This window comes from Aeromonas sp. WP2-W18-CRE-05 (assembly GCF_014168615.1).
Classification (GTDB): domain Bacteria; phylum Pseudomonadota; class Gammaproteobacteria; order Enterobacterales; family Aeromonadaceae; genus Aeromonas; species Aeromonas caviae.
Genome location: NZ_AP021917.1, coordinates 4,230,053 through 4,247,275, shown reverse-complemented (window position 1 = coordinate 4,247,275; position 17,223 = coordinate 4,230,053). Strand labels below are relative to the sequence as shown.

Annotated in this window: 14 protein-coding genes, 5 tRNA genes and 2 pseudogenes; 7 read left to right on the top strand and 14 right to left on the bottom strand. The window is 59.8% G+C overall.

Annotation, left to right across the window (positions count from 1 at the left end):
- Nucleotides 1–62: 62 nt before the first annotated feature.
- Nucleotides 63–986, bottom strand: a complete 924-nt coding sequence (locus H7R73_RS19840) for a LysR family transcriptional regulator (RefSeq protein ID WP_069651945.1) — start codon at nt 984–986, stop codon at nt 63–65.
- Nucleotides 987–1,091: 105 nt separating this feature from the next.
- Nucleotides 1,092–2,501, bottom strand: a complete 1,410-nt coding sequence (gene nhaC / locus H7R73_RS19835; protein WP_010675759.1) for a Na+/H+ antiporter NhaC — start codon at nt 2,499–2,501, stop codon at nt 1,092–1,094.
- Nucleotides 2,502–2,801: 300 nt separating this feature from the next.
- Between nhaC and H7R73_RS19830 the strand changes: the two genes are divergently transcribed.
- A complete protein-coding gene (locus tag H7R73_RS19830) occupies nt 2,802–3,011 on the top strand; it encodes a hypothetical protein (RefSeq protein WP_010675758.1) in 210 nt (69 codons plus the stop codon).
- Here the strand turns inward: H7R73_RS19830 and H7R73_RS19825 are convergent.
- The 11 genes and pseudogenes from H7R73_RS19825 to rsmC form a co-directional block, all read right to left on the bottom strand.
- A complete protein-coding gene (locus H7R73_RS19825; RefSeq protein WP_029314828.1) occupies nt 3,008–3,280 on the bottom strand; it encodes a late competence development ComFB family protein in 273 nt (90 codons plus the stop codon). The genes H7R73_RS19830 and H7R73_RS19825 overlap by 4 nt on opposite strands.
- Before the next feature lie 100 nt (nt 3,281–3,380).
- Nucleotides 3,381–3,466: transfer RNA gene (locus H7R73_RS19820), tRNA-Leu, on the bottom strand.
- Between the two features lie 71 nt (nt 3,467–3,537).
- Nucleotides 3,538–3,623 (bottom strand) — tRNA-Leu (locus tag H7R73_RS19815).
- 45 nt (nt 3,624–3,668) lie between these two features.
- Nucleotides 3,669–3,754, bottom strand: a tRNA-Leu gene (locus tag H7R73_RS19810).
- 45 nt (nt 3,755–3,799) lie between these two features.
- Nucleotides 3,800–3,885, bottom strand: a tRNA-Leu gene (locus H7R73_RS19805).
- Nucleotides 3,886–3,940: 55 nt separating this feature from the next.
- Nucleotides 3,941–4,026: transfer RNA gene (locus H7R73_RS19800), tRNA-Leu, on the bottom strand.
- A gap of 116 nt (nt 4,027–4,142) precedes the next feature.
- Nucleotides 4,143–5,603, bottom strand: a complete 1,461-nt coding sequence (gene glgA, locus H7R73_RS19795; RefSeq protein WP_039040607.1) for a glycogen synthase GlgA — start codon at nt 5,601–5,603, stop codon at nt 4,143–4,145.
- Nucleotides 5,593–6,237, bottom strand: a pseudogene (locus H7R73_RS19790) (sugar phosphate nucleotidyltransferase); the annotation flags it as partial. The pseudogene H7R73_RS19790 and the gene glgA, both read right to left, overlap by 11 nt.
- A gap of 4 nt (nt 6,238–6,241) precedes the next feature.
- On the bottom strand, nt 6,242–7,516 hold the full coding sequence (locus H7R73_RS19785) for an IS4-like element ISApu2 family transposase (RefSeq protein WP_011191341.1): 1,275 nt from the start codon (nt 7,514–7,516) through the stop codon (nt 6,242–6,244).
- Between the two features lie 102 nt (nt 7,517–7,618).
- Nucleotides 7,619–8,209: pseudogene (locus tag H7R73_RS19780) on the bottom strand (sugar phosphate nucleotidyltransferase); the annotation flags it as partial.
- 150 nt (nt 8,210–8,359) lie between these two features.
- On the bottom strand, nt 8,360–9,388 hold the full coding sequence (gene rsmC / locus H7R73_RS19775; protein ID WP_182951376.1) for a 16S rRNA (guanine(1207)-N(2))-methyltransferase RsmC: 1,029 nt from the start codon (nt 9,386–9,388) through the stop codon (nt 8,360–8,362).
- Between the two features lie 277 nt (nt 9,389–9,665).
- On the opposite strand from rsmC, the gene dapA reads away from it, so the two are divergent.
- The 3 genes from dapA to H7R73_RS19760 all read left to right on the top strand — a co-directional run bounded on the left by dapA (nt 9,666) and on the right by H7R73_RS19760 (nt 13,053).
- Entirely contained in the window at nt 9,666–10,538 is an 873-nt protein-coding gene (gene dapA / locus H7R73_RS19770; RefSeq protein ID WP_039040606.1) for a 4-hydroxy-tetrahydrodipicolinate synthase, read from the top strand.
- Between the two features lie 95 nt (nt 10,539–10,633).
- Nucleotides 10,634–12,280: a sensor domain-containing diguanylate cyclase gene (locus H7R73_RS19765; RefSeq protein WP_041213957.1), complete on the top strand. Its 1,647-nt coding sequence runs from the start codon at nt 10,634–10,636 to the stop codon at nt 12,278–12,280.
- A 182-nt stretch (nt 12,281–12,462) separates the two neighbouring features.
- Nucleotides 12,463–13,053: an HAD family hydrolase gene (locus H7R73_RS19760; RefSeq protein WP_041211731.1), complete on the top strand. Its 591-nt coding sequence runs from the start codon at nt 12,463–12,465 to the stop codon at nt 13,051–13,053.
- A 136-nt stretch (nt 13,054–13,189) separates the two neighbouring features.
- Here the strand turns inward: H7R73_RS19760 and hfq are convergent, their stop codons facing one another.
- Nucleotides 13,190–13,549: an RNA chaperone Hfq gene (hfq, locus tag H7R73_RS19755; RefSeq protein ID WP_039040603.1), complete on the bottom strand. Its 360-nt coding sequence runs from the start codon at nt 13,547–13,549 to the stop codon at nt 13,190–13,192.
- Between the two features lie 176 nt (nt 13,550–13,725).
- Between hfq and H7R73_RS19750 the strand changes: the two genes are divergently transcribed.
- From H7R73_RS19750 to H7R73_RS19740, 3 genes are read left to right on the top strand one after another with little or no spacing between them, the layout of a single operon-like run.
- Nucleotides 13,726–14,997: a paraquat-inducible protein A gene (locus H7R73_RS19750; protein ID WP_041211730.1), complete on the top strand. Its 1,272-nt coding sequence runs from the start codon at nt 13,726–13,728 to the stop codon at nt 14,995–14,997.
- Nucleotides 14,990–16,636 (top strand): intermembrane transport protein PqiB, encoded by a 1,647-nt coding sequence (pqiB, locus tag H7R73_RS19745; RefSeq protein ID WP_069651939.1) that lies wholly within the window; start codon nt 14,990–14,992, stop codon nt 16,634–16,636. The genes H7R73_RS19750 and pqiB overlap by 8 nt, the downstream gene beginning before the upstream one ends.
- A complete protein-coding gene (locus H7R73_RS19740; RefSeq protein WP_043152838.1) occupies nt 16,636–17,205 on the top strand; it encodes a PqiC family protein in 570 nt (189 codons plus the stop codon). The genes pqiB and H7R73_RS19740 overlap by 1 nt, the downstream gene beginning before the upstream one ends.
- Nucleotides 17,206–17,223: the final 18 nt, after the last annotated feature.

The following is a 17,223-nucleotide window of genomic DNA, read 5'->3' as shown; positions in this document are numbered from 1 at the left end:
TCGATATCGAGTGCGGATGAATCTGATTTTTTTGCCGGAGTCACGGCTGTTCAGGCTCAGTCCTAGCGGGGGAGGTGCTGGCGGGCCCGTAGCCGGCTCTGATCTCTGGCGATGTCGATGAACTCGCGTGCGGCCCAGTCAAGGCGCGAGCCGCGCCGCCACACCAGACCGATGTCGATGGCGGGGATGGGCTCCTTGATGGCGCGGGCCTCGACCCGCTCCTGCTCAAGCGACCAGGGGCGGTAGGCAAAGTCCGGCAGCAGGGCGAGCCCGAGCTGGCTCGCCACCAGGCTGCGCACCGCTTCTACCGAGGCGGTCCGCAGCACGATGCGCGGCGCGATGCCGTAGCGGCGCAGGCCGCCGCCGATGATCTGGTCAAGCTGGTCGGCGGTCAGCGAGATCATGGGCTCCTCGCCGAGCGCCTTGAGGGAGAGGGTCGACTCGGCGCAGAGCGGGTGGTTGGCGGCGAGCCAGACCCGCAGCGGCGAGCGGGTCAGCAGCTCGGTATCGAACGCCTCCTGGCGGATGGTGCGGTTGGTCATCAGGATCCCCACATCCACCTCGCCGTTGACGATCTGGTGTTCGAGATAGGGCTGCTCATCCTCCTTCACCTCGATCTGTACCGCCGGGAAGGCGCGGCGAAAGCGGCCGAGGGCCTCCGAGAGGTAGTAGCCTGCCACCAGGGTGGTTACGCCTATGGTAAGCCGCCCCTGATCCTGCTGGGCTACCGCCTTGAGGGACTGGCCGGCTTCGGTCATGGCGCTTAGGATGCGACGGGCGTGCAGCAGAAACTGGTGGCCCTGGGTAGTGAGGCTGACGCCGCGCGGATTGCGCTCGAACAGGGCGGCGCCGAGCTCGGTCTCCAGCTCGCGGATGGCGCTGGTGACCGCCGACTGGGAGATGTGCAGCTCGGCGGCTGCGCGGCTGACCGAGAAGCTGTCGGCCACCGCCACGAAATAGCGGATCTGGCGAAAGGTGAAGTTCATCTGGACGTCCTGCCACGTGCGATCAAGGTGAGTGCCAGCTTAACCTCGAATCGCGCCCAGACAAAAGGCGCCGTGATGGCGCCTTTGTCGTTGTTTTTACGGAAATTAGCGGGCTGTCACTGCCTCTGTGACCGGTACACGGTTCACTCCCTTGCCCAGATAGGCGAGGGTGATGGTCACTATGATGCAGGTGAAGCTGAGCCACATGTAGGGCAGGTAGTCGAGGGTCGCCACCCCGAGGACACCAGCCATGAAGATGCCGTTGTCGCTCCAGGGCACCATGCCGCAGGTGAGGGTGCCGCCAAACTCGGCGTTGCGGGAGAGGTTCTTGCGCGCAAGCCCCAGTCTGTCGTAGTTCTTGGCCATGATCTTGGGGGTCAGGATCAGGGACACATACATGGCGGAACCGAACACGTTGGCCAGGAAGGCGGTGCCGATGGTGTGGCTGGTCAGGCTGCCGGCGCTGTTGATGCGCTTCTCGAAGGCGCTGGCGATCACTTCCAGGATGCCGACCTTCTCCAGCAGACCGCCGAAGCCCAAGCCGAAGATGATGACGGCCACGGAACCCAGCATGGACTCCATACCGCCGCGGCCCAGGATGTTGTCGATGAAGTCGACGCCGGAGGTGATGGCAAACGGGCTGTAGGCGGAGTGCATTGCCTTCACCGGATCCATGTCCTGGAAGACGATGGCCCAGACAAGACCCAGCAAGGCGCCGAAGCTGATCACCGGGAAGGCGGGCTTGCGGTTGGCCAGCAGCCCCAGCACCAGCACCACGGGCACTATGGCCATGGGGGTGATGTTGAACTGCTTGTCGAGGGCGTCCATCACCAGATTGACCTGCTCCAGGCTGACGTTGCCGGAGTACTGCATGCCGACCACGGTAAACAGGGCGGCGGTGATGACGTAGGAGAACAGGCTGATGGGCAGCATCCCCTTGATGTGTTCCATCACGTCGACGTTGGACATGGTCGAGGCCAGCACCACGGAGTCGGAGAGCGGGGAGAGCTTGTCACCGAAGTAGACGCCGGAGAGCACGGCACCGGCTACCAGCGGCGCGGGTACCCCCAGGCTGTGGCCTATACCCATCATGGCGATGCCGGCGGTGGCCGCCGAGCCCCAGGAGGTGCCGGTGGCCAGCGAGGTGAGAGAGCAGATGATCAGGGTCGCCAGCAGGAAGATGGAGGGGTGTATCACCTTGAGGCCGAAGTAGATGATGCTGGGGACGATGCCGCCGGCAATCCAGGTGCCCACCAGGGCACCGACGGAGATCAGTATCAGGATGGCCCCCATCCCCTTGGCGACGCCGTCGACTGCCGCCTGCTCCAGGGATTTGTAATCGTGGCCGAGCTTGATGCCGAGTCCCATGATGACGAACCAGGCGATGAATAGTGCCAGCTGGATTGGCAGATCCAGCACGCTGGTGAAGGAGAAGGCCAAGGCCAGGAAAATGGCCAGGCAGGCAAATACTTGCGACATGCCCGGCAATCGGATGTGGTGTTGTTGGTTTTGCATAGACGCTCCCTAAACTCTTGCTCGCCAAGGTCAGCCCCTCTCGTCCTGCGGATGTGTCTATCCCGAGGGGCTTACCAAAAGAGGGCGCAATCTACCATAAAGCGGAGGTGTAAAATCCCTGCTCATTCGGCAAAACAGCTTTAAAATTTTAAAATCCCACAAAATAGTTGATCTAATCGGCATTTTTCACTGTTCAATCGACACCGTTTGATAGCCGGAGATCCATAGGCAAGTTCGATTGCAGATGGCAACACCAAAGATGATAATAGTTATCATTAATATTTTTTCGGACCAATGCCAATGAACTGGATAGCACGCGCTCTGCTCTTGGCCGCCCTTCTGGCGGTGCTGGTCTGGGGTCAGGAGAAGGAATACGGGTTCTGGAGCCTGGGGTTCTTGCTGGCTGCCTGGGTCATGCTGGAACCCAGGCTGAGACCGGTGTTGATCCTGCTGCCGGTTGCGGGAATGACAGGGGTCGTCACTCTGCTCTGGCAGCAGGGCTGGCATTAAGCCTGGCGAGTGGGGACGGCCTGGATCTTGTCGTAGGCCTGGCGCAGGGAGGCGATGACCTTCTTCTCCATTTCGCTGCGTTCGGCGTCTGTCGTGAAGTAGATCATGTCGACATCGTGACGGATGTAGTGGGAAGGAAGCTGGTTGAGTGTCAGGCAGCAGAGGTCTGCCAGCTGATAGGGGGTCAATGTTCGAGCCAACCCCTGTTTTTCTATCTCCTTGAGCACCAGATGCTCATAGAAGTTGTGAATATCGGTATCCAGGATCATGGGAAAACCCCCGTGGTGGCGCAGCATCTTCAACAGCATAGCCATGGGGCATGAAAACACAAAAGGCCCGTTACTCTCGTAACGGGCCTTTGCAGAATGATGGTGCGAAGAGAGGGACTCGAACCCTCACATCCGTGGGACACTAACACCTGAAGCTAGCGCGTCTACCAATTCCGCCACCTTCGCACACTGATTTTCTCCAGCTGGTTTTTAAATGCGGTTGGAGCGCATTTTCTGTGTTTTACATGCCAGAAGCATGGTGCGAAGAGAGGGACTCGAACCCTCACACCCGGGGGGCACTAACACCTGAAGCTAGCGCGTCTACCAATTCCGCCACCTTCGCACATCGGGTTATCAGTCTGGATTTACATGCTGTCTGATAAAAGCATGGTGCGAAGAGAGGGACTCGAACCCTCACACCCGGGGGGCACTAACACCTGAAGCTAGCGCGTCTACCAATTCCGCCACCTTCGCACATCGGGTTATCAGTCTGGATTTACATGCTGTCTGATAAAAGCATGGTGCGAAGAGAGGGACTCGAACCCTCACACCCGGGGGGCACTAACACCTGAAGCTAGCGCGTCTACCAATTCCGCCACCTTCGCACATCGGGTTATCAGTCTGAATTTACATGCCGCCTGATAAGAGCATGTTGCAATATGGTGCGAAGAGAGGGACTCGAACCCTCACATCCGTGGGACACTAACACCTGAAGCTAGCGCGTCTACCAATTCCGCCACCTTCGCATCACTGCGGTGGGGGATTCTATAGAGTTTTGGGGGGGCGTCAACAGCCAAAGGGGACTTTTTTCGCTGTTGACGGATAAAGGCGTGCCAAGGGCACAAAACTTCAGCAATCGGCGTCAGACGGTGGCCAGCGCATCCTGATACATCTGTTCGTACAGGATGACGGAGTCTGCCCAGTCGAAGCGGGTGTTCATGGCGTGGTGCTGCACACGGGCAAAACGTGCCGGCTCCTGCAGATAATGGAGCAGGCTGCGGCGCATGGCATCGAGCAAGGTGCTTGCAGTGGGATCGTTGAAGCAGAAACCGGTCGCGTGCGTCGGGTCGGCATCCCAGTCCACGACGGTATCTTTCAATCCGCCGACGGCCCGCACCAGGGGCAGTGTGCCATAGGCCAGACTGTACATCTGGTTGAGCCCGCATGGCTCGAACAGAGAAGGCATCAGGAAGAAGTCGGCGCCGGCCTCCACCAGGTGGGCCAGACGGTCGTCATAGGCATTGATGAAGGCAAACTTGTCGGGATGCTGCTGGGCAATGCTTTGCAACTGGGCGGCGAGAGAGGGATCACCGGAACCCACGATCACTACCTGAACCTGGTGCTGCAAGAATTTGTCCAGTGCAGGGATGAGCAGGTGTACTCCTTTCTGCTCGGTCAGTCGACACACCATGCCATAGATGGGGAGGTTGCCAACGGGGAGCCCCGTTTCCTGCTGCAGGATGCGCTTGCAGGTGTGTTTGCCATCCAGGTTGTCGGCATCATAGGTGGCGGGCAACAGAGGATCGAAGGCGGGATCCCAGTCCTGATAGTCACAGCCGTTGAGGATGCCACGCAGGTCAGCTGCCCGCTGCTGGAATACGCTGGCCATGCCGTGAGCGCCCAGGTGTGTCAGCAGCTCGCTGGCGTAGTTGGGGCTGACCGCATTGATCTTGTCTGCGTAGAGCACACCGCACTTGAGCAGATTGATGTGACCATAGTCGTAGTTGATGCGCTGCTCGTAGTCGTGGATTTCCGGCACGGCCCAGAACTGCTGGCGATCGAACACGCCCTGAAAGGCCGCGTTGTGAATGCTGATGACCGACCGGGTGCGCTGGAAGAAGGGGTTGTGGGCATGACGGGTTTTCAGCAGCAGCGGCAGCAGACCGGTGTGCCAGTCGTTGCAGTGGGCGATGTCGGGAGCGAAACCCAGCTGTTCGCACGCATGCAGGGCCGCCGCGGCCAGAAAGGCAAAGCGTTCACCGTTGTCGGGATAGGCCTGGTTGTTCTCGGCATAGAGCTGGGGGCGGTCGAAATAGTGCGGGCAATCGAGCAGATAGACGCAGATCCCGTCCAGTTCCAGCTGATGGATGCGATAGCTGATATCACTGCGATCCTGGGGGGTGGGGAGCCAGCGCGAGGCGAGGAGGGTGGCCTCGTCCCGGCGCTTGATGGTCTTGTAGAAGGGCATAATGATGCGCACATCGTGCCCCTGACGGGCGAGATGCTGCGGCAGGGCCTTGGCCACATCTGCCAGGCCCCCGGTCTTCACCAGCCCCTCAACCTCCGAGGCTACAAACAGGATTTTCAGTGGGTTAATAGCCAACTCTTGCTCCCTTAGGTACCACGACGATACCGCCTTCGGATACGGTAAACCGCTCTCTGTCATGGTCCAGATTCTCACCGATCACGGTGCCGGGTGCAATTTCAACGTTTTTGTCGATGATGGCGCGGCGAATGGAGCAACCTTCGCCGATTTTCACATCCCCCAGCAGCACGGATTCACTGATGTGGCTGCAGGGGCCTATGTTGCAGCGAAATCCCAGTATGGATCGCTGGATCTGGCTGCCCTGAATGAAGCAGCCACCGGAGATCAGGGAGTTGGCGATCTTGACCTTGCAGTCGTCGGTATCGATGAAGGTGGCGGGGGGCAGGGGCGGGTAATGGGTGTGCAGCGGCCACTTGTGATTGTAGAGAGAGAAGGGGGCATCGTCGGCCACCAGGTCCATGTGCGCCTGCCAGTAAGAGTCGAGCGTTCCCACATCGCGCCAGTAGACATTGGGCTTCTCGCCCGGGATCACGTTGGTGCTGTAGTCGTAGACATAGACGGGGGCACGGGGGAACAGGCTGGGAATGATGTCCTTGCCGAAATCGTGACTGGAGTTCTCCTCGGCGGCATCCCGCTTGAGCTCCCGATAGAGGGCCTCGGTCTCGAAGATGTAGTTGCCCATCATGTACAGAACCTTAAGCGGCAAGCGAATTAATAATACCGTCTAACGTGTTGTTTTGCTTGGATTTTCTCTGCCTACTCTTTTTGCCGTTTTTGGATAAATACACCATTGCCCACTCCAACTTCTCTGTTATTTCCTGCCACGCACCATGGATGATGCTCGCCAATATCGGCATTAACCAAAGCGCGCTGTTTTTGGCAATCTTCAGCATCGATAACTCCGCGCTGCCAATCAGCGTCAGCGCCAGCCGACGTTTGACCAGCAAGGCCAGCAAACTAGCCCAGATCAAGCCTTCCGCTATCGCTTTTTGTCGTGTCGCGAACGCCTTCAACCGGTTATGTGATTTCAGCTCTTTGAACAACAGTTCGATCTGCCAACGGCAACGATACAATGCCATCACCTTCTCGGCTGGCCATCGCTCACGCGGAAGATTGGTCATCCATATACAGAACCGTTTTTCCTCTGCAAACCAACGTCTTATGAGTCGATATTTATACTTTCCCGAACTCACATCCAGATCCAGAACCTCGGCTCTGCAGCTTCTCCGATCGATATCCTTGAGCTTTTTTCCGAGTAACTTGGGCATTTCCCTGCCGTCCTGTCGGTAAGCTGCCTGTACTTTGGGATTGAGATTTTGACTCCCTCTGACCAGATAGCTTCCTTTGGCTTTGGTCACATCAGCAAAGTACTCGCGGCTGATGTAACCGGCATCCGCCAATAACAGTTTGTTATTTAACGAATTTGCGGCCGGAAGATGCTTGCGCTCCGATTCGGTATCCGCCGTGATACTCATCGATATCGGCGACTGGTCCAGCAAGGACATGGTCATATGACACTCTACCGCAGCGGGGCTGTGCTTATTGAATCGGCCCGGGAAATGTTCTGCCAATTGCGGATGTAACGCGAATGACGACCCGTCCTGCAGCAGTACCTGCTCAAAGCCTGCCAGTCCGTGGGCGTCCGGTAGACACTCCTTGAGGCGTAAGGCGATGGCTCGTTCAACCAGTGCGCGCATGAACAAGGGAAAACCCTGCTTGCGTAACTGGTTGTGAAAGGGTTTATACGCTATTTGGTCAGTATCATGGAGCTGCAACGCATTGAAATGGCGATGCAAACCAGCAATACCATCCACCTTGTCGCAACCAAGCCCTGAGAGCAGAGCCGGGAGTAGTCTCGCAGGCTGGATATCCCGGAGTCGCTGACAAAAACCGGTAAATTTACCGATCCGGTTGAGTTCAGAAGAGCTAAGAAGTTGCTTGAGGTACTGGGTTGCATTGATAATAGTCATGGCTTCGGGCGTGTCGGTTTTTTTTTGCGATTAAATCAGATCACAAACGAAGCCTTTTTTCTATCTATTTCAATTGGTTGTAGCTAAAGATCCTGTACATGAGTTGCCCATGGAGACCAGGGCCTGGGTGGGGTCGCCGGGGATGTGTTTCGGGTGACGGGGCTTTTCTTCAAAGCCAATCATGCGCCCTTCCTGATCCACCTCGATCACCCCGAAGGCGCTTGCTTCCTCGATGGGCATGCGCAGTGCCGCGACGGTCAGGGCGGCCGCTTTCTGCTTGTGGAAGCTCACCATCTGGCTCACGTCCATCTTGTAGATGTGATCGGAGCCGAAGATGCAGACGTGCTCGGGGTCGGAGATCTCGATGAAGCGCAGGTTCTGGTAAATGGCGTCTGCGGTGCCGTCATACCAGCGTTTGCCCATTCGCATCTGGGCCGGAATGGGGTCGATGAAGCGATCCGTGATGCCGACGATGTTCCAGCCCTTCTTCATGTGCAGGTAAAGGGACTGGGACTTGAACTGGGTGAGTACATAGATGCGCAGGAAGTCGGCGTTGACGAAGTTGTTGAGCACGAAGTCGATCAACCGGTAACTGCCGCCAAAGGGTACGGAGGGTTTGCTGCGGGTGGTGGTCAGCGGTTGCAGTCGGGTACCTTCACCGCCTGCCAGTATCATGGTGAGTATGCCTGCCATCGTCGTTCTCTCCCTGAGATCATGATGTTGAAAAGGTTTTCATGTTGCTGCGAAAAAAACACCCCTAAAGGGGTGGTAAACGTTTTCTTGGTACCTTAACAGATCCCGTCTGGCACTCTCTACTTGTTTTATTACAACCGTTGCACTTCTTTAAGCTTTGCTCAGATACACCTTGAATTTGGCATCGCCCGCGATCACCTCGGTCTGTTTGAAGTGCGCATCCAGTATAGGCTGGTATCGCAGGAAGGCATTGGCGACTATGGTCAGGGCGCCATTTGCGGTCAGGTACTCAGGTGCCTTTGCCAGGAAGGTTTCGGTGGCGGCGTAGAAGGTTTTGAGCCCGGCATGGAAGGGGGGATTCGAGACAATCTGTTGGAATGTTTCGGCAATGTCGGAATAGACATCGGAGGCATGAACACGCCCGCTCAGACCGTTGACCGCCAGGGTTCGGCGGCTGGACTCCAGTGCCAGGGCATTGATATCCACCATGGTGACGGCCAGGGCCGGGTTGCGCTTGGCCAGCACGGAACCGATGACGCCGGCGCCGCAGCCAAAGTCGAGCAGCTTGCCCGTCACGGGGGGGATGCTCGCCAGCAGCATCTGGGTGCCGAGATCCAGGCCGTCTGCACTGAAGACCCCGGGCAGGGCCATGACGGTCAGGGTGGTGTCGCCCGCCTGGCACTCATAGCGACTGAACCAGGCGTCCAGCTCGAAGGGGACGACCGGTTTGTCGAGCGTGCCGTGGTAGAGAGAGCAGCGGCGCGCAGAGTCGCGCTTGATCGGTTTCTCGCCATAAGGTGCCAGCAGCTTGTCTGCCCCGTTGATGCCGCCCCGGTTCTCGCCGGCGAGGAACAGGTCGGCCCCGCTTTCGAGCTGCGGCGTCATCATGGCCAGCAGGTATTGCGCCTCGGCCTTGGCCTTGGGCATCAGCAGCAGCAGGGCATCGAATCGGGGGGCGCCACCCAGCTGGTGATCGAACAGGATGGCGTCTCCCAGAACGGCCTGCTGGGTGCGGTAATAGCAGTAATCCGTGGTGAAGACGGTCAGGCTTTGTGCCAGCTCGGCCAGTTGACGAGGATAATCATCCTCCAGGGCACCGCACACCAACAGCCGCTTGCCGACAAAGAGGGCTTGGTTACGTTCCAGCATCTGACTGACGGCACTGACAGGACGGCTCATTGGGTCTCTCCACGCATTTTTGGGCGGCCATTATACATGGCCGCTTTCGCCTTGACATTTATGCCGTGTTCCCGAAATATGCCCAGACGCCTATTTACCCAGAGATGATGCAATGCGGTCATGCGTATCGAAACGAAAGCATAAACACAGCCTGACAATCGGGCCTGCTGGCGTGCGCGCGTAACCTCTCATCCCTGAGACGATTCAAGCCCCGGTAGCGACTCCCGTACCGGGGCTTTTTATTGACCAATCCATCTGTTTAGGAGAAGGAAATCCCATGTTTCAAGGTTCGATAGTTGCCCTGATCACCCCATTTCGACAGGGCCAGCTGGACGAGGCCGCACTGGCTCGCCTGGTGGAGTGGCACATAGAGCAGGGAACCCATGGCATAGTGCCGGTCGGCACGACCGGGGAGAGCCCGACCCTGACCCACGATGAGCATTGCCGCGTGGTGGAGCTGGTGGTCAAGCTGGTGGCCGGGCGCATTCCCGTGATCGCAGGTGCAGGCTCCAACAACCCGGTTGAAGCCATTGAATACACCCGCTATGCCGAGCAGATGGGGGCGGATGCCACCCTGCATGTGGCCGGTTACTACAACCGCCCCAATCAGGAAGGGCTCTATCACCACTTCAAGGCGGTGCACGACGCCACCACCAAACCCATCATCGTCTACAACATTCCGCCCCGCGCCATCGTTGACGTGCAGCCGGCGACCCTGGCCCGTCTGGCCGAGTTGCCGCGCATTGCCGGCGTGAAGGATGCCACCGGTGATCTGGCCCGCCCCTGGGTTGAACGCCAGCTCATCAAGAAGCCGTTTGCCTGGCTCTCCGGTGAAGATGCCACCGCCGTGGCCTACAACATCGGTGGTGGCCAGGGTTGCATCTCGGTGACGGCCAACGTGGCCCCCAAGCTGGTGGCCGAGGTGCAGAACCTGGCGCTGGCCGGTGAGTGGCAAGCTGCCCGCGAATTGCAGGACAAGCTCATTCCGCTGCACCAGGCCATGTTCGCCGAGCCGAGCCCCGCAGGGGCCAAGTATGCGGTCTCTCTGCTGGGTCTGTGCAGCGAAGAGTGCCGTCTGCCGGTGATGCCGCTCTCCGAGGCCACCCGCGAGCGCATCCGCAGTGCCATGCAGGCATTGAATCTGTTGTAAAAACTGGGCTCTGGATCTCGCTTTTGATTGCCCGGTCAATTAATGGCCGGGCTTTGCCGATATACTCGCTTGGATACAACCAAGGATGATTTGGCATGGAAGAATGGGATCCGGAGCACTTCACCAGTTTTGAACATCTCTGTGAAGTGACCTTGTCTGCGGTCAGGGAAAAAACAGAGGCTGAACAGATCTATCTGTGGCTGCGTGCTCCGACGCCCCAGCTCTATCACTATCGCCCGGAACAGGGTCTGCTCTGCCTGAGCGCTGACGTCCTCTCTTCCCTCGAGTTGCCCATCCTCTTCATCGAACGTTCCCTTGCGCTCGGCCAGTTGCTGGTGGAGCCCATCGCGCCGACCCGTGCCATCTGGGAGCGGGAGAGCGTCGAACCCGAGATCCCGCGCCTGCGCGCCAGCTTCCCCCTCAAGCGTCACAAGGGGCTGGAGGCCGTGGTCTATCTGGAAACCCGCCGTCGTCTCGATCGCCTGCCAAGACGCCAGCAACAGAGCATCCAGCTGCTCATGCATTATCTCGCCGCCGAGCTCGAGAGTCGGCGACTCGCGGGACAGGTGGATCTGGAGCGGGATCAGCGGCTCCACACCCAGGCAGACCTCGTGCGCAGCCAGGCCCTGCAGGACTCCTTCCTCAGCATGCTGCAGGCGCTGCATCAGGTGGGGGTCAAGCTCTCCCGCTGCGAGAGCGAGGATCGTCTGCTGCACGACGCGGTGGCACTGGCCCGCCAGGAGTTGCAGTTCGATCGCATCGCCATCTTCCTGACTGACAGTGAATTCAAGACCATGCACGGTACCTGGGGTACCAACGAGGCGGGTGAGCTCATCGACGAGCGCCATTTCATCAGCCCCATTCCGGATCACCCCACGGTGCAGGAGGCGCTGCGTCGCAAGGACTATGTCCTGGTGCTGGAGGACACGCCTCTCTATTACGAGAAGCAGGAGGTGGGTCGCGGCTGGAACGCCATGGTGTCGCTCTGGGACGGGAGTACCCCCATCGGCTGGATCGCCGCCGACAACCTGCTCTGGCGGCGCCCCCTCAAGGCGTATCAGAGCGAGATCTTCAAGCAGTATGCCGCCGTGCTCTCCCAGTTGCTGATCCGCCAGCGCACCCAGGAGAAGCTTGAGCGCTTCAATCGGGAGCTGGAGCTGAGGGTGCAGGAGCGGACCCGGCAACTGGCCGATACCAACCGGGCGCTGGAGGAGGCCAACCGGCGCCTCTCTCTGCTGTCTCTGGAAGATCCCCTGACTGGCATCGCCAACCGCCGTCAATGGGACATCACCATGGAACGGGAGTGGGAGCGGGCTCGCCGCCATCAGGGCGTGCTGGCGGTGCTGATGATCGATGTGGACGAGTTCAAGTCCTACAACGATCACTTCGGCCACGGCAAGGGGGATCAGTGCCTGCAGCGGGTGGCGGCACTGCTGCAGGACACCGAGCGGCGGCGCACCAACCTGGTGGCCCGCTATGGGGGGGAGGAGTTTGTCATCCTGCTGTGTTCACCGCAGCCGGGAGAGGCGGAGCGGCTGGCGGAGCAGATCCACCACGGCCTTGACGCCTTGCAGATTCCCCATCCGGCCTCCCGGGTGGCGGCGACACTCACCGTCAGCATCGGGTTCAGCTATCTGGTCCCGTCATCGGACAAGGAGTGGCAAACCCTGACCGAGCAGGCGGATCAGGCACTCTATCACGCCAAATCCCAAGGGCGGGCCTGTACCCTGGCCTATCGCTGACACCTGCGTGGAGGCTGCCTGCCCGGCATCAGATCCATGCTGATCTGTATACGTGCGGGCTTTCAGATCCACGCCGCCCTGTATAAATGAGGTGGCAAGCGTTTCTCGCCATCTGGCGCATGGCGATGCGCCCGCGCTCTGGCTAGAATGGGGGCCCATTTTTCACAGACAGATCCTGCACCATGACCCTATCCGGATTTCAAGGCCTGGTTTTCGACCTCGACGGCACACTGGTGGACTCCATGCCCTTGCACCTGGCCGCCTGGGAGCACACCGCCCGCGAGTTTGGCTTTCGGTTCGACGCCGACTGGTTTTATGAGCTGGGAGGCATGCCCAGCCGCAAGATAGCCCTGCTGGTGGCCGAAGTGCAGCAGATCGCGCTGGATCCCCTGGTGGTGACACGCTGCAAGACCGAACACTATGTCGCCAACCTGCACAAGGCCACCCCCTTCCCGGCCATGCTGGATCTGGTGGAACGCTATCACGGCCGGATCCCCATGGGCATAGGGACAGGCTCTCCCCGTATCAATGCCGAAGCGGTGCTGCGCAACACAGGGCTGGATCGGTATTTCCCCGTGGTGGTCACCGCCGACGACGTGGAGCTGCACAAACCCCATCCAGACACCTTCCTGCTGGTGGCGCGACGCCTGGGGGTCGAGCCCGGTCAATGTCTGGTGTTCGAGGACACGGGCATAGGCGCACAGGCAGGTGAAGCGGCCGGCATGCAGGTCTGCATGGTCAGAGAGGGAAAACCGGTCGGGTTGACCTACTGAGTAACGAAGACGAGCGGGTCAACAACCTGCTCGGGAGAGAAGCCCCACTCTCATACGGGACAGGCGAAACATGAGAGTGGGGAACAGGTGTCACTGGCTGACGCAGCGACACCGTCAGGATGGGCGGGGGCGAGATTTACTGCTCGCTGCCGCCACCCTGGTTGTCGTCATAACGGCTGGGTGCGCCATGGGGGCGCGGCGCCATGGAAACCCGTGGCTTGCGGGCCCGCTGGATGCTGACGGCAGGACGGCCGGAGTGCATGGCAATGGTGGAAATCTTGGCCTTGTAGACCAGTTGCTGATTGCCATGGGCATCGGTCAACAGCACGCTGTACTGGTCAAAACCGCTGATGGTCCCCTCCAGCTTGATGCCGCTCACCAGGAAGATGGCGACCTGGCTACGGTTTTTGCGCAACCAGTTGAGGGCAGAATCTTGCCCGTTCCCGAGGGAGAAGGCCTGCTCGATAGTGGAGTAGCTTGGGGATTCAGTTGTCATAAATTATTGTCCCGCGGAAAAAAAGTGGCGTTTGATTGTGCTAAATGGTCACTGCCTTGTCAAAGTCATTCTCACACCCGGGCAGGATGGATAACGACAGGGCTGGTCGGCAGGGGCCGCTGCTGCAATAATTGGCGGCTCTGGCCCCGTGGCGGGCCTCATGCTGGGGTCTTATCTTGCATCCGGTTTCACACCAACATCCACCCACCTATACCCATGACGCGACCGCCTGCGAAGAGTGTGACCTGCTGGTGCCGGCCACCGAGCTGGCCGTGGGGGAGACGAGCAGTTGTCCGCGCTGCGGCCATACCCTGACTCGTCATCTGCCGGAGCAGGAGCGCAGGCCTATCGCCTATGGCTTTGCGGCCATCATCATGTTCGTGCTCTCCAACGCCTTTACCTTCATGTCGTTCTCGGCCAAGGGGGTGGGGCAGGAGATGACCTTCCTGCAGTGCATCACCACCCTGGTGGATCAAGGCTACCTGTTCCTCGGGGCCGTGCTGAGCATTACCCTGATCGGGTTGCCGCTGGTCTATATCGGCTCCATCATGCTGGTGCTGTGGCGCCTGGACAAGGATCTGCACAGCAAGGCCCTGCGCTCTCTTGGCCGCCTGCTGTGCCGGATCAAGCCCTGGCTGATGGTGGACGTCTTCCTCATCGGGGTGCTCATCTCGCTGGTCAAGCTGATGGGGATGGCCGACATCAAGATGGGGCTGTCGTTCTGGGCCTTCGTTGGCTACACCCTGCTGCTCATCAAGATGATCTCCTCCCTGGATCGGATGTGGCTGTGGCAGCGGCTGTTCGGCCCGACGGCGGCGAGGGAGCTGGATCCCGAGGAGAGCGCTCTGTCGTGCGGTCTGGTGGGCTGTCACATCTGCGGCGCCCTGAACGAGCAGGATGCCCATAGTTGCGTTCGCTGCGGGGATCACCTGCACAGCCGCAAGCCGGGTGGTCTGAACCGCACCTGGGCCCTGCTGATCACTTCGGTGATCCTCTATGTCCCAGCCAACCTGTATCCCATCATGGACACCGTGTTCCTGGGAGATGACAGCCCCTCGACCATCATGGGCGGGGTGGTGCTGCTGTGGGCCATGGGCTCCTACCCGATTGCCGCGGTGATTTTTTTCGCCAGCGTGGTGGTGCCGCTGGTGAAGATCCTGGCGCTGCTGTGGCTCTGCTACGTGGTGCAGCGCGGCCAGGGGGCATCTCCCCTCGGCAAGCTCAAACTCTATCGCATGACCGAATTTGTGGGGCGCTGGTCGATGATCGACGTCTTCGTGGTGGCCATCCTGGCCGGTCTCATTCGGCTCGACAATCTGATGACCATCTACCCTGGCCCTGCGGCCGTCGCCTTTGCCGGGGTCGTACTGGTCACCATGGTGGCTGCCATGAGTTTCGATTCCCGCCTGATCTGGGATTTACAACAAGGAGAACGCGAACGTGAGTGAGCGTAAGACAAGGTGGAAACCGGGCTCTGATTTCATGAGTTCGGCTGCCGCTATCTGGATGGTGCCCTTGCTGGCGCTCTTCATCGGCGCTTGGATGCTGTTCCAGCACTGGTATTCACAAGGGCCGAGCTTCACCCTGACGGTGGCGACCGCCGAGGGCATAGTGGCAGGCAAGACGGTGATCCGTTCTCGTGAAGTGGAGGTGGGCCGTATCGAGACGGTGGAGCTCAGCGAGGACTACAGCCATGCCGTGCTCAAGGCTCGCCTGACCAATGCCGCCGCCGGCATGCTCAAGAAAGACAGCCAGTTCTGGGTGGTCAAGCCCAGGGTCGGGCGTGAGGGCGTTTCCGGTCTTGGCACCTTGCTCTCCGGTGCCTATATCGAGCTTTCTCCCGGCAAGAAGGGCAGGGCGCGAAGCGAATACGCCATGCTGGACAGGCCACCCCTGGCATCCCTGGATGCCAAGGGATTGCGACTCTCCCTGTCCAGCCGGGATGCCAACGCGCTGGGCGCGGGTTCCCCCATCAGCTATCAGGGATTCACCATCGGCCAGGTCGAAGAGGCCAAGTTCCTGCCCGAGAAGAGCGAGATGCAGTACCAGCTCTTCATCAACGCGCCTTATGACGTACTGGTGAGCAGCAACTCCCGGTTCTGGTTGACGCCCGGCTTCGAGGTCTCCATGAGCAGCGAGGGGATGAAGGTGAAGATGGACTCGCTGGAGAGCCTGATCAACGGCGGCATCACCATGGGGCTGCCTCCCGGCTGGTTGCCGGGGGAGCCGGTGAAACAGAACGACGAGTTCGTGCTGTTCAAGGACGAGGAGAGCGTGCTGGCCGGTAGCCTGGATCAGTTCATCGACTATGTCTTCCTGTTCGACAATGATGTGGGTGGGCTGCATCCCGGCGCGGCGGTACAGTATCGCGGCATCCGGGTCGGTACCGTCATCTCGGCTCCCTATCTCATCGACGACAAGGGCGTCCAGCTGTTCAAGAGCCGGCAGATCCCGGTGCTGGCGCGCATCGAGGTGCAGCGTCTCTCCCACCGTTATGCCAATGCGGAGAAGGAGCAGTGGCGGGCCCTGTTCAACAAGCAGTTCAAGGAAGGGCTGAGGGCTAGCCTCAAGACCGCCAGCCTGCTGACGGGGGGCAAGGTGATCGATCTGAACTTCTATCCGGATGCGCCTGTCTATCAGCCGCTCAAGATGGCGGGCTATCAGGTCTTCCCGACTGCCCAGGCCGGGCTGGATCAGATCGAACGCAAGGTGAATCTCATCCTCGACAAGTTCGTCGACATGGACATGGCCACCACCCTCACTCAGGTCAACAGCACCCTGATGACGCTGGACAAGACGCTCAAGCATGTCAGTGCCGTGAGTGCGAATCTGGAGCAGTTTACCGGTCAGCAGTCGACCCAGCAGTTGCCGGCCTCCCTCAACCAGAGCCTCAAGCAGTTGCAGGAGACGTTGCAGACCTATGATGCCGGTTCCCAGACCAATCAGGAGCTGCGTCAGTCGGTGCAATCCCTCAACCAGCTGATGAGCGAGTTGCAACCTCTGGTCCATTCACTGAACGAGCAGCCGAGTTCGCTGATCTTTGACCGCGCTCGTCCGCGGGATCCCGAGCCCAAGCGAGGAAAATGATGAAAAAACGGATGATGACGCTGGCCTTGCTGGGCCTGCTGGCGGGATGTGGCAGTGCGCCGACGACGCTGCATTACTATTCGCTGGATGCCGACACGGCGCCGTCGAGTGTCACCACGGCGCAGCCGCAGCACCAGTTGGTGCTGCGGCCCGTCGCCCTGTCCGGTCAGCTTGACCGGATGAGCCTGGTCTATCAGCTGGAGGGAAAGGAGCTGCACTTTGCCGAGTACCATCGCTGGGCAGGTTCCCTCGATGCCCAGTTGAACCAGTTGACCCTCAATGGCCTCTCCAGCCGCTTGCCTGGCTGGGTGGTGCGTCAGGACGGGGCCCGCAAGGGGCCTGTGCTGAGTATCTCGGTCGAGCGTTTCCAGGGGCGGCACGACGGCCGCGCCCTGCTCAGCGGTCGCTGGCGCCTGCTGACGGAGGAGGGGGTCGTGTTGAGAGATGTTCCCTTCCAGCAGGAGCGGGTGCTGCCTGCCGATGGGTATGGCGCCCTGGTGAACGAGCTGGGGCAGGGCTGGCAACTGTTGCTCGATCAGATTGCGGCGGATGTGCGCACGCGCAGCTGAGGAAGTATAAAAAAAGAC

Coding starts and splice junctions, on each gene's coding strand:
- H7R73_RS19760 (WP_041211731.1), top strand. CDS start 12,463: ATGACCCTATCCGGATTTCAAGGCCTGGTTTTCGACCTCGACGGCACA.
- H7R73_RS19785 (WP_011191341.1), bottom strand. CDS start 7,516: ATGACTATTATCAATGCAACCCAGTACCTCAAGCAACTTCTTAGCTCT.
- H7R73_RS19830 (WP_010675758.1), top strand. CDS start 2,802: ATGAACTGGATAGCACGCGCTCTGCTCTTGGCCGCCCTTCTGGCGGTG.
- H7R73_RS19840 (WP_069651945.1), bottom strand. CDS start 986: ATGAACTTCACCTTTCGCCAGATCCGCTATTTCGTGGCGGTGGCCGAC.
- hfq (WP_039040603.1), bottom strand. CDS start 13,549: ATGACAACTGAATCCCCAAGCTACTCCACTATCGAGCAGGCCTTCTCC.
- H7R73_RS19740 (WP_043152838.1), top strand. CDS start 16,636: ATGAAAAAACGGATGATGACGCTGGCCTTGCTGGGCCTGCTGGCGGGA.
- dapA (WP_039040606.1), top strand. CDS start 9,666: ATGTTTCAAGGTTCGATAGTTGCCCTGATCACCCCATTTCGACAGGGC.
- H7R73_RS19825 (WP_029314828.1), bottom strand. CDS start 3,280: ATGATCCTGGATACCGATATTCACAACTTCTATGAGCATCTGGTGCTC.
- nhaC (WP_010675759.1), bottom strand. CDS start 2,501: ATGCAAAACCAACAACACCACATCCGATTGCCGGGCATGTCGCAAGTA.
- rsmC (WP_182951376.1), bottom strand. CDS start 9,388: ATGAGCCGTCCTGTCAGTGCCGTCAGTCAGATGCTGGAACGTAACCAA.
- H7R73_RS19765 (WP_041213957.1), top strand. CDS start 10,634: ATGGAAGAATGGGATCCGGAGCACTTCACCAGTTTTGAACATCTCTGT.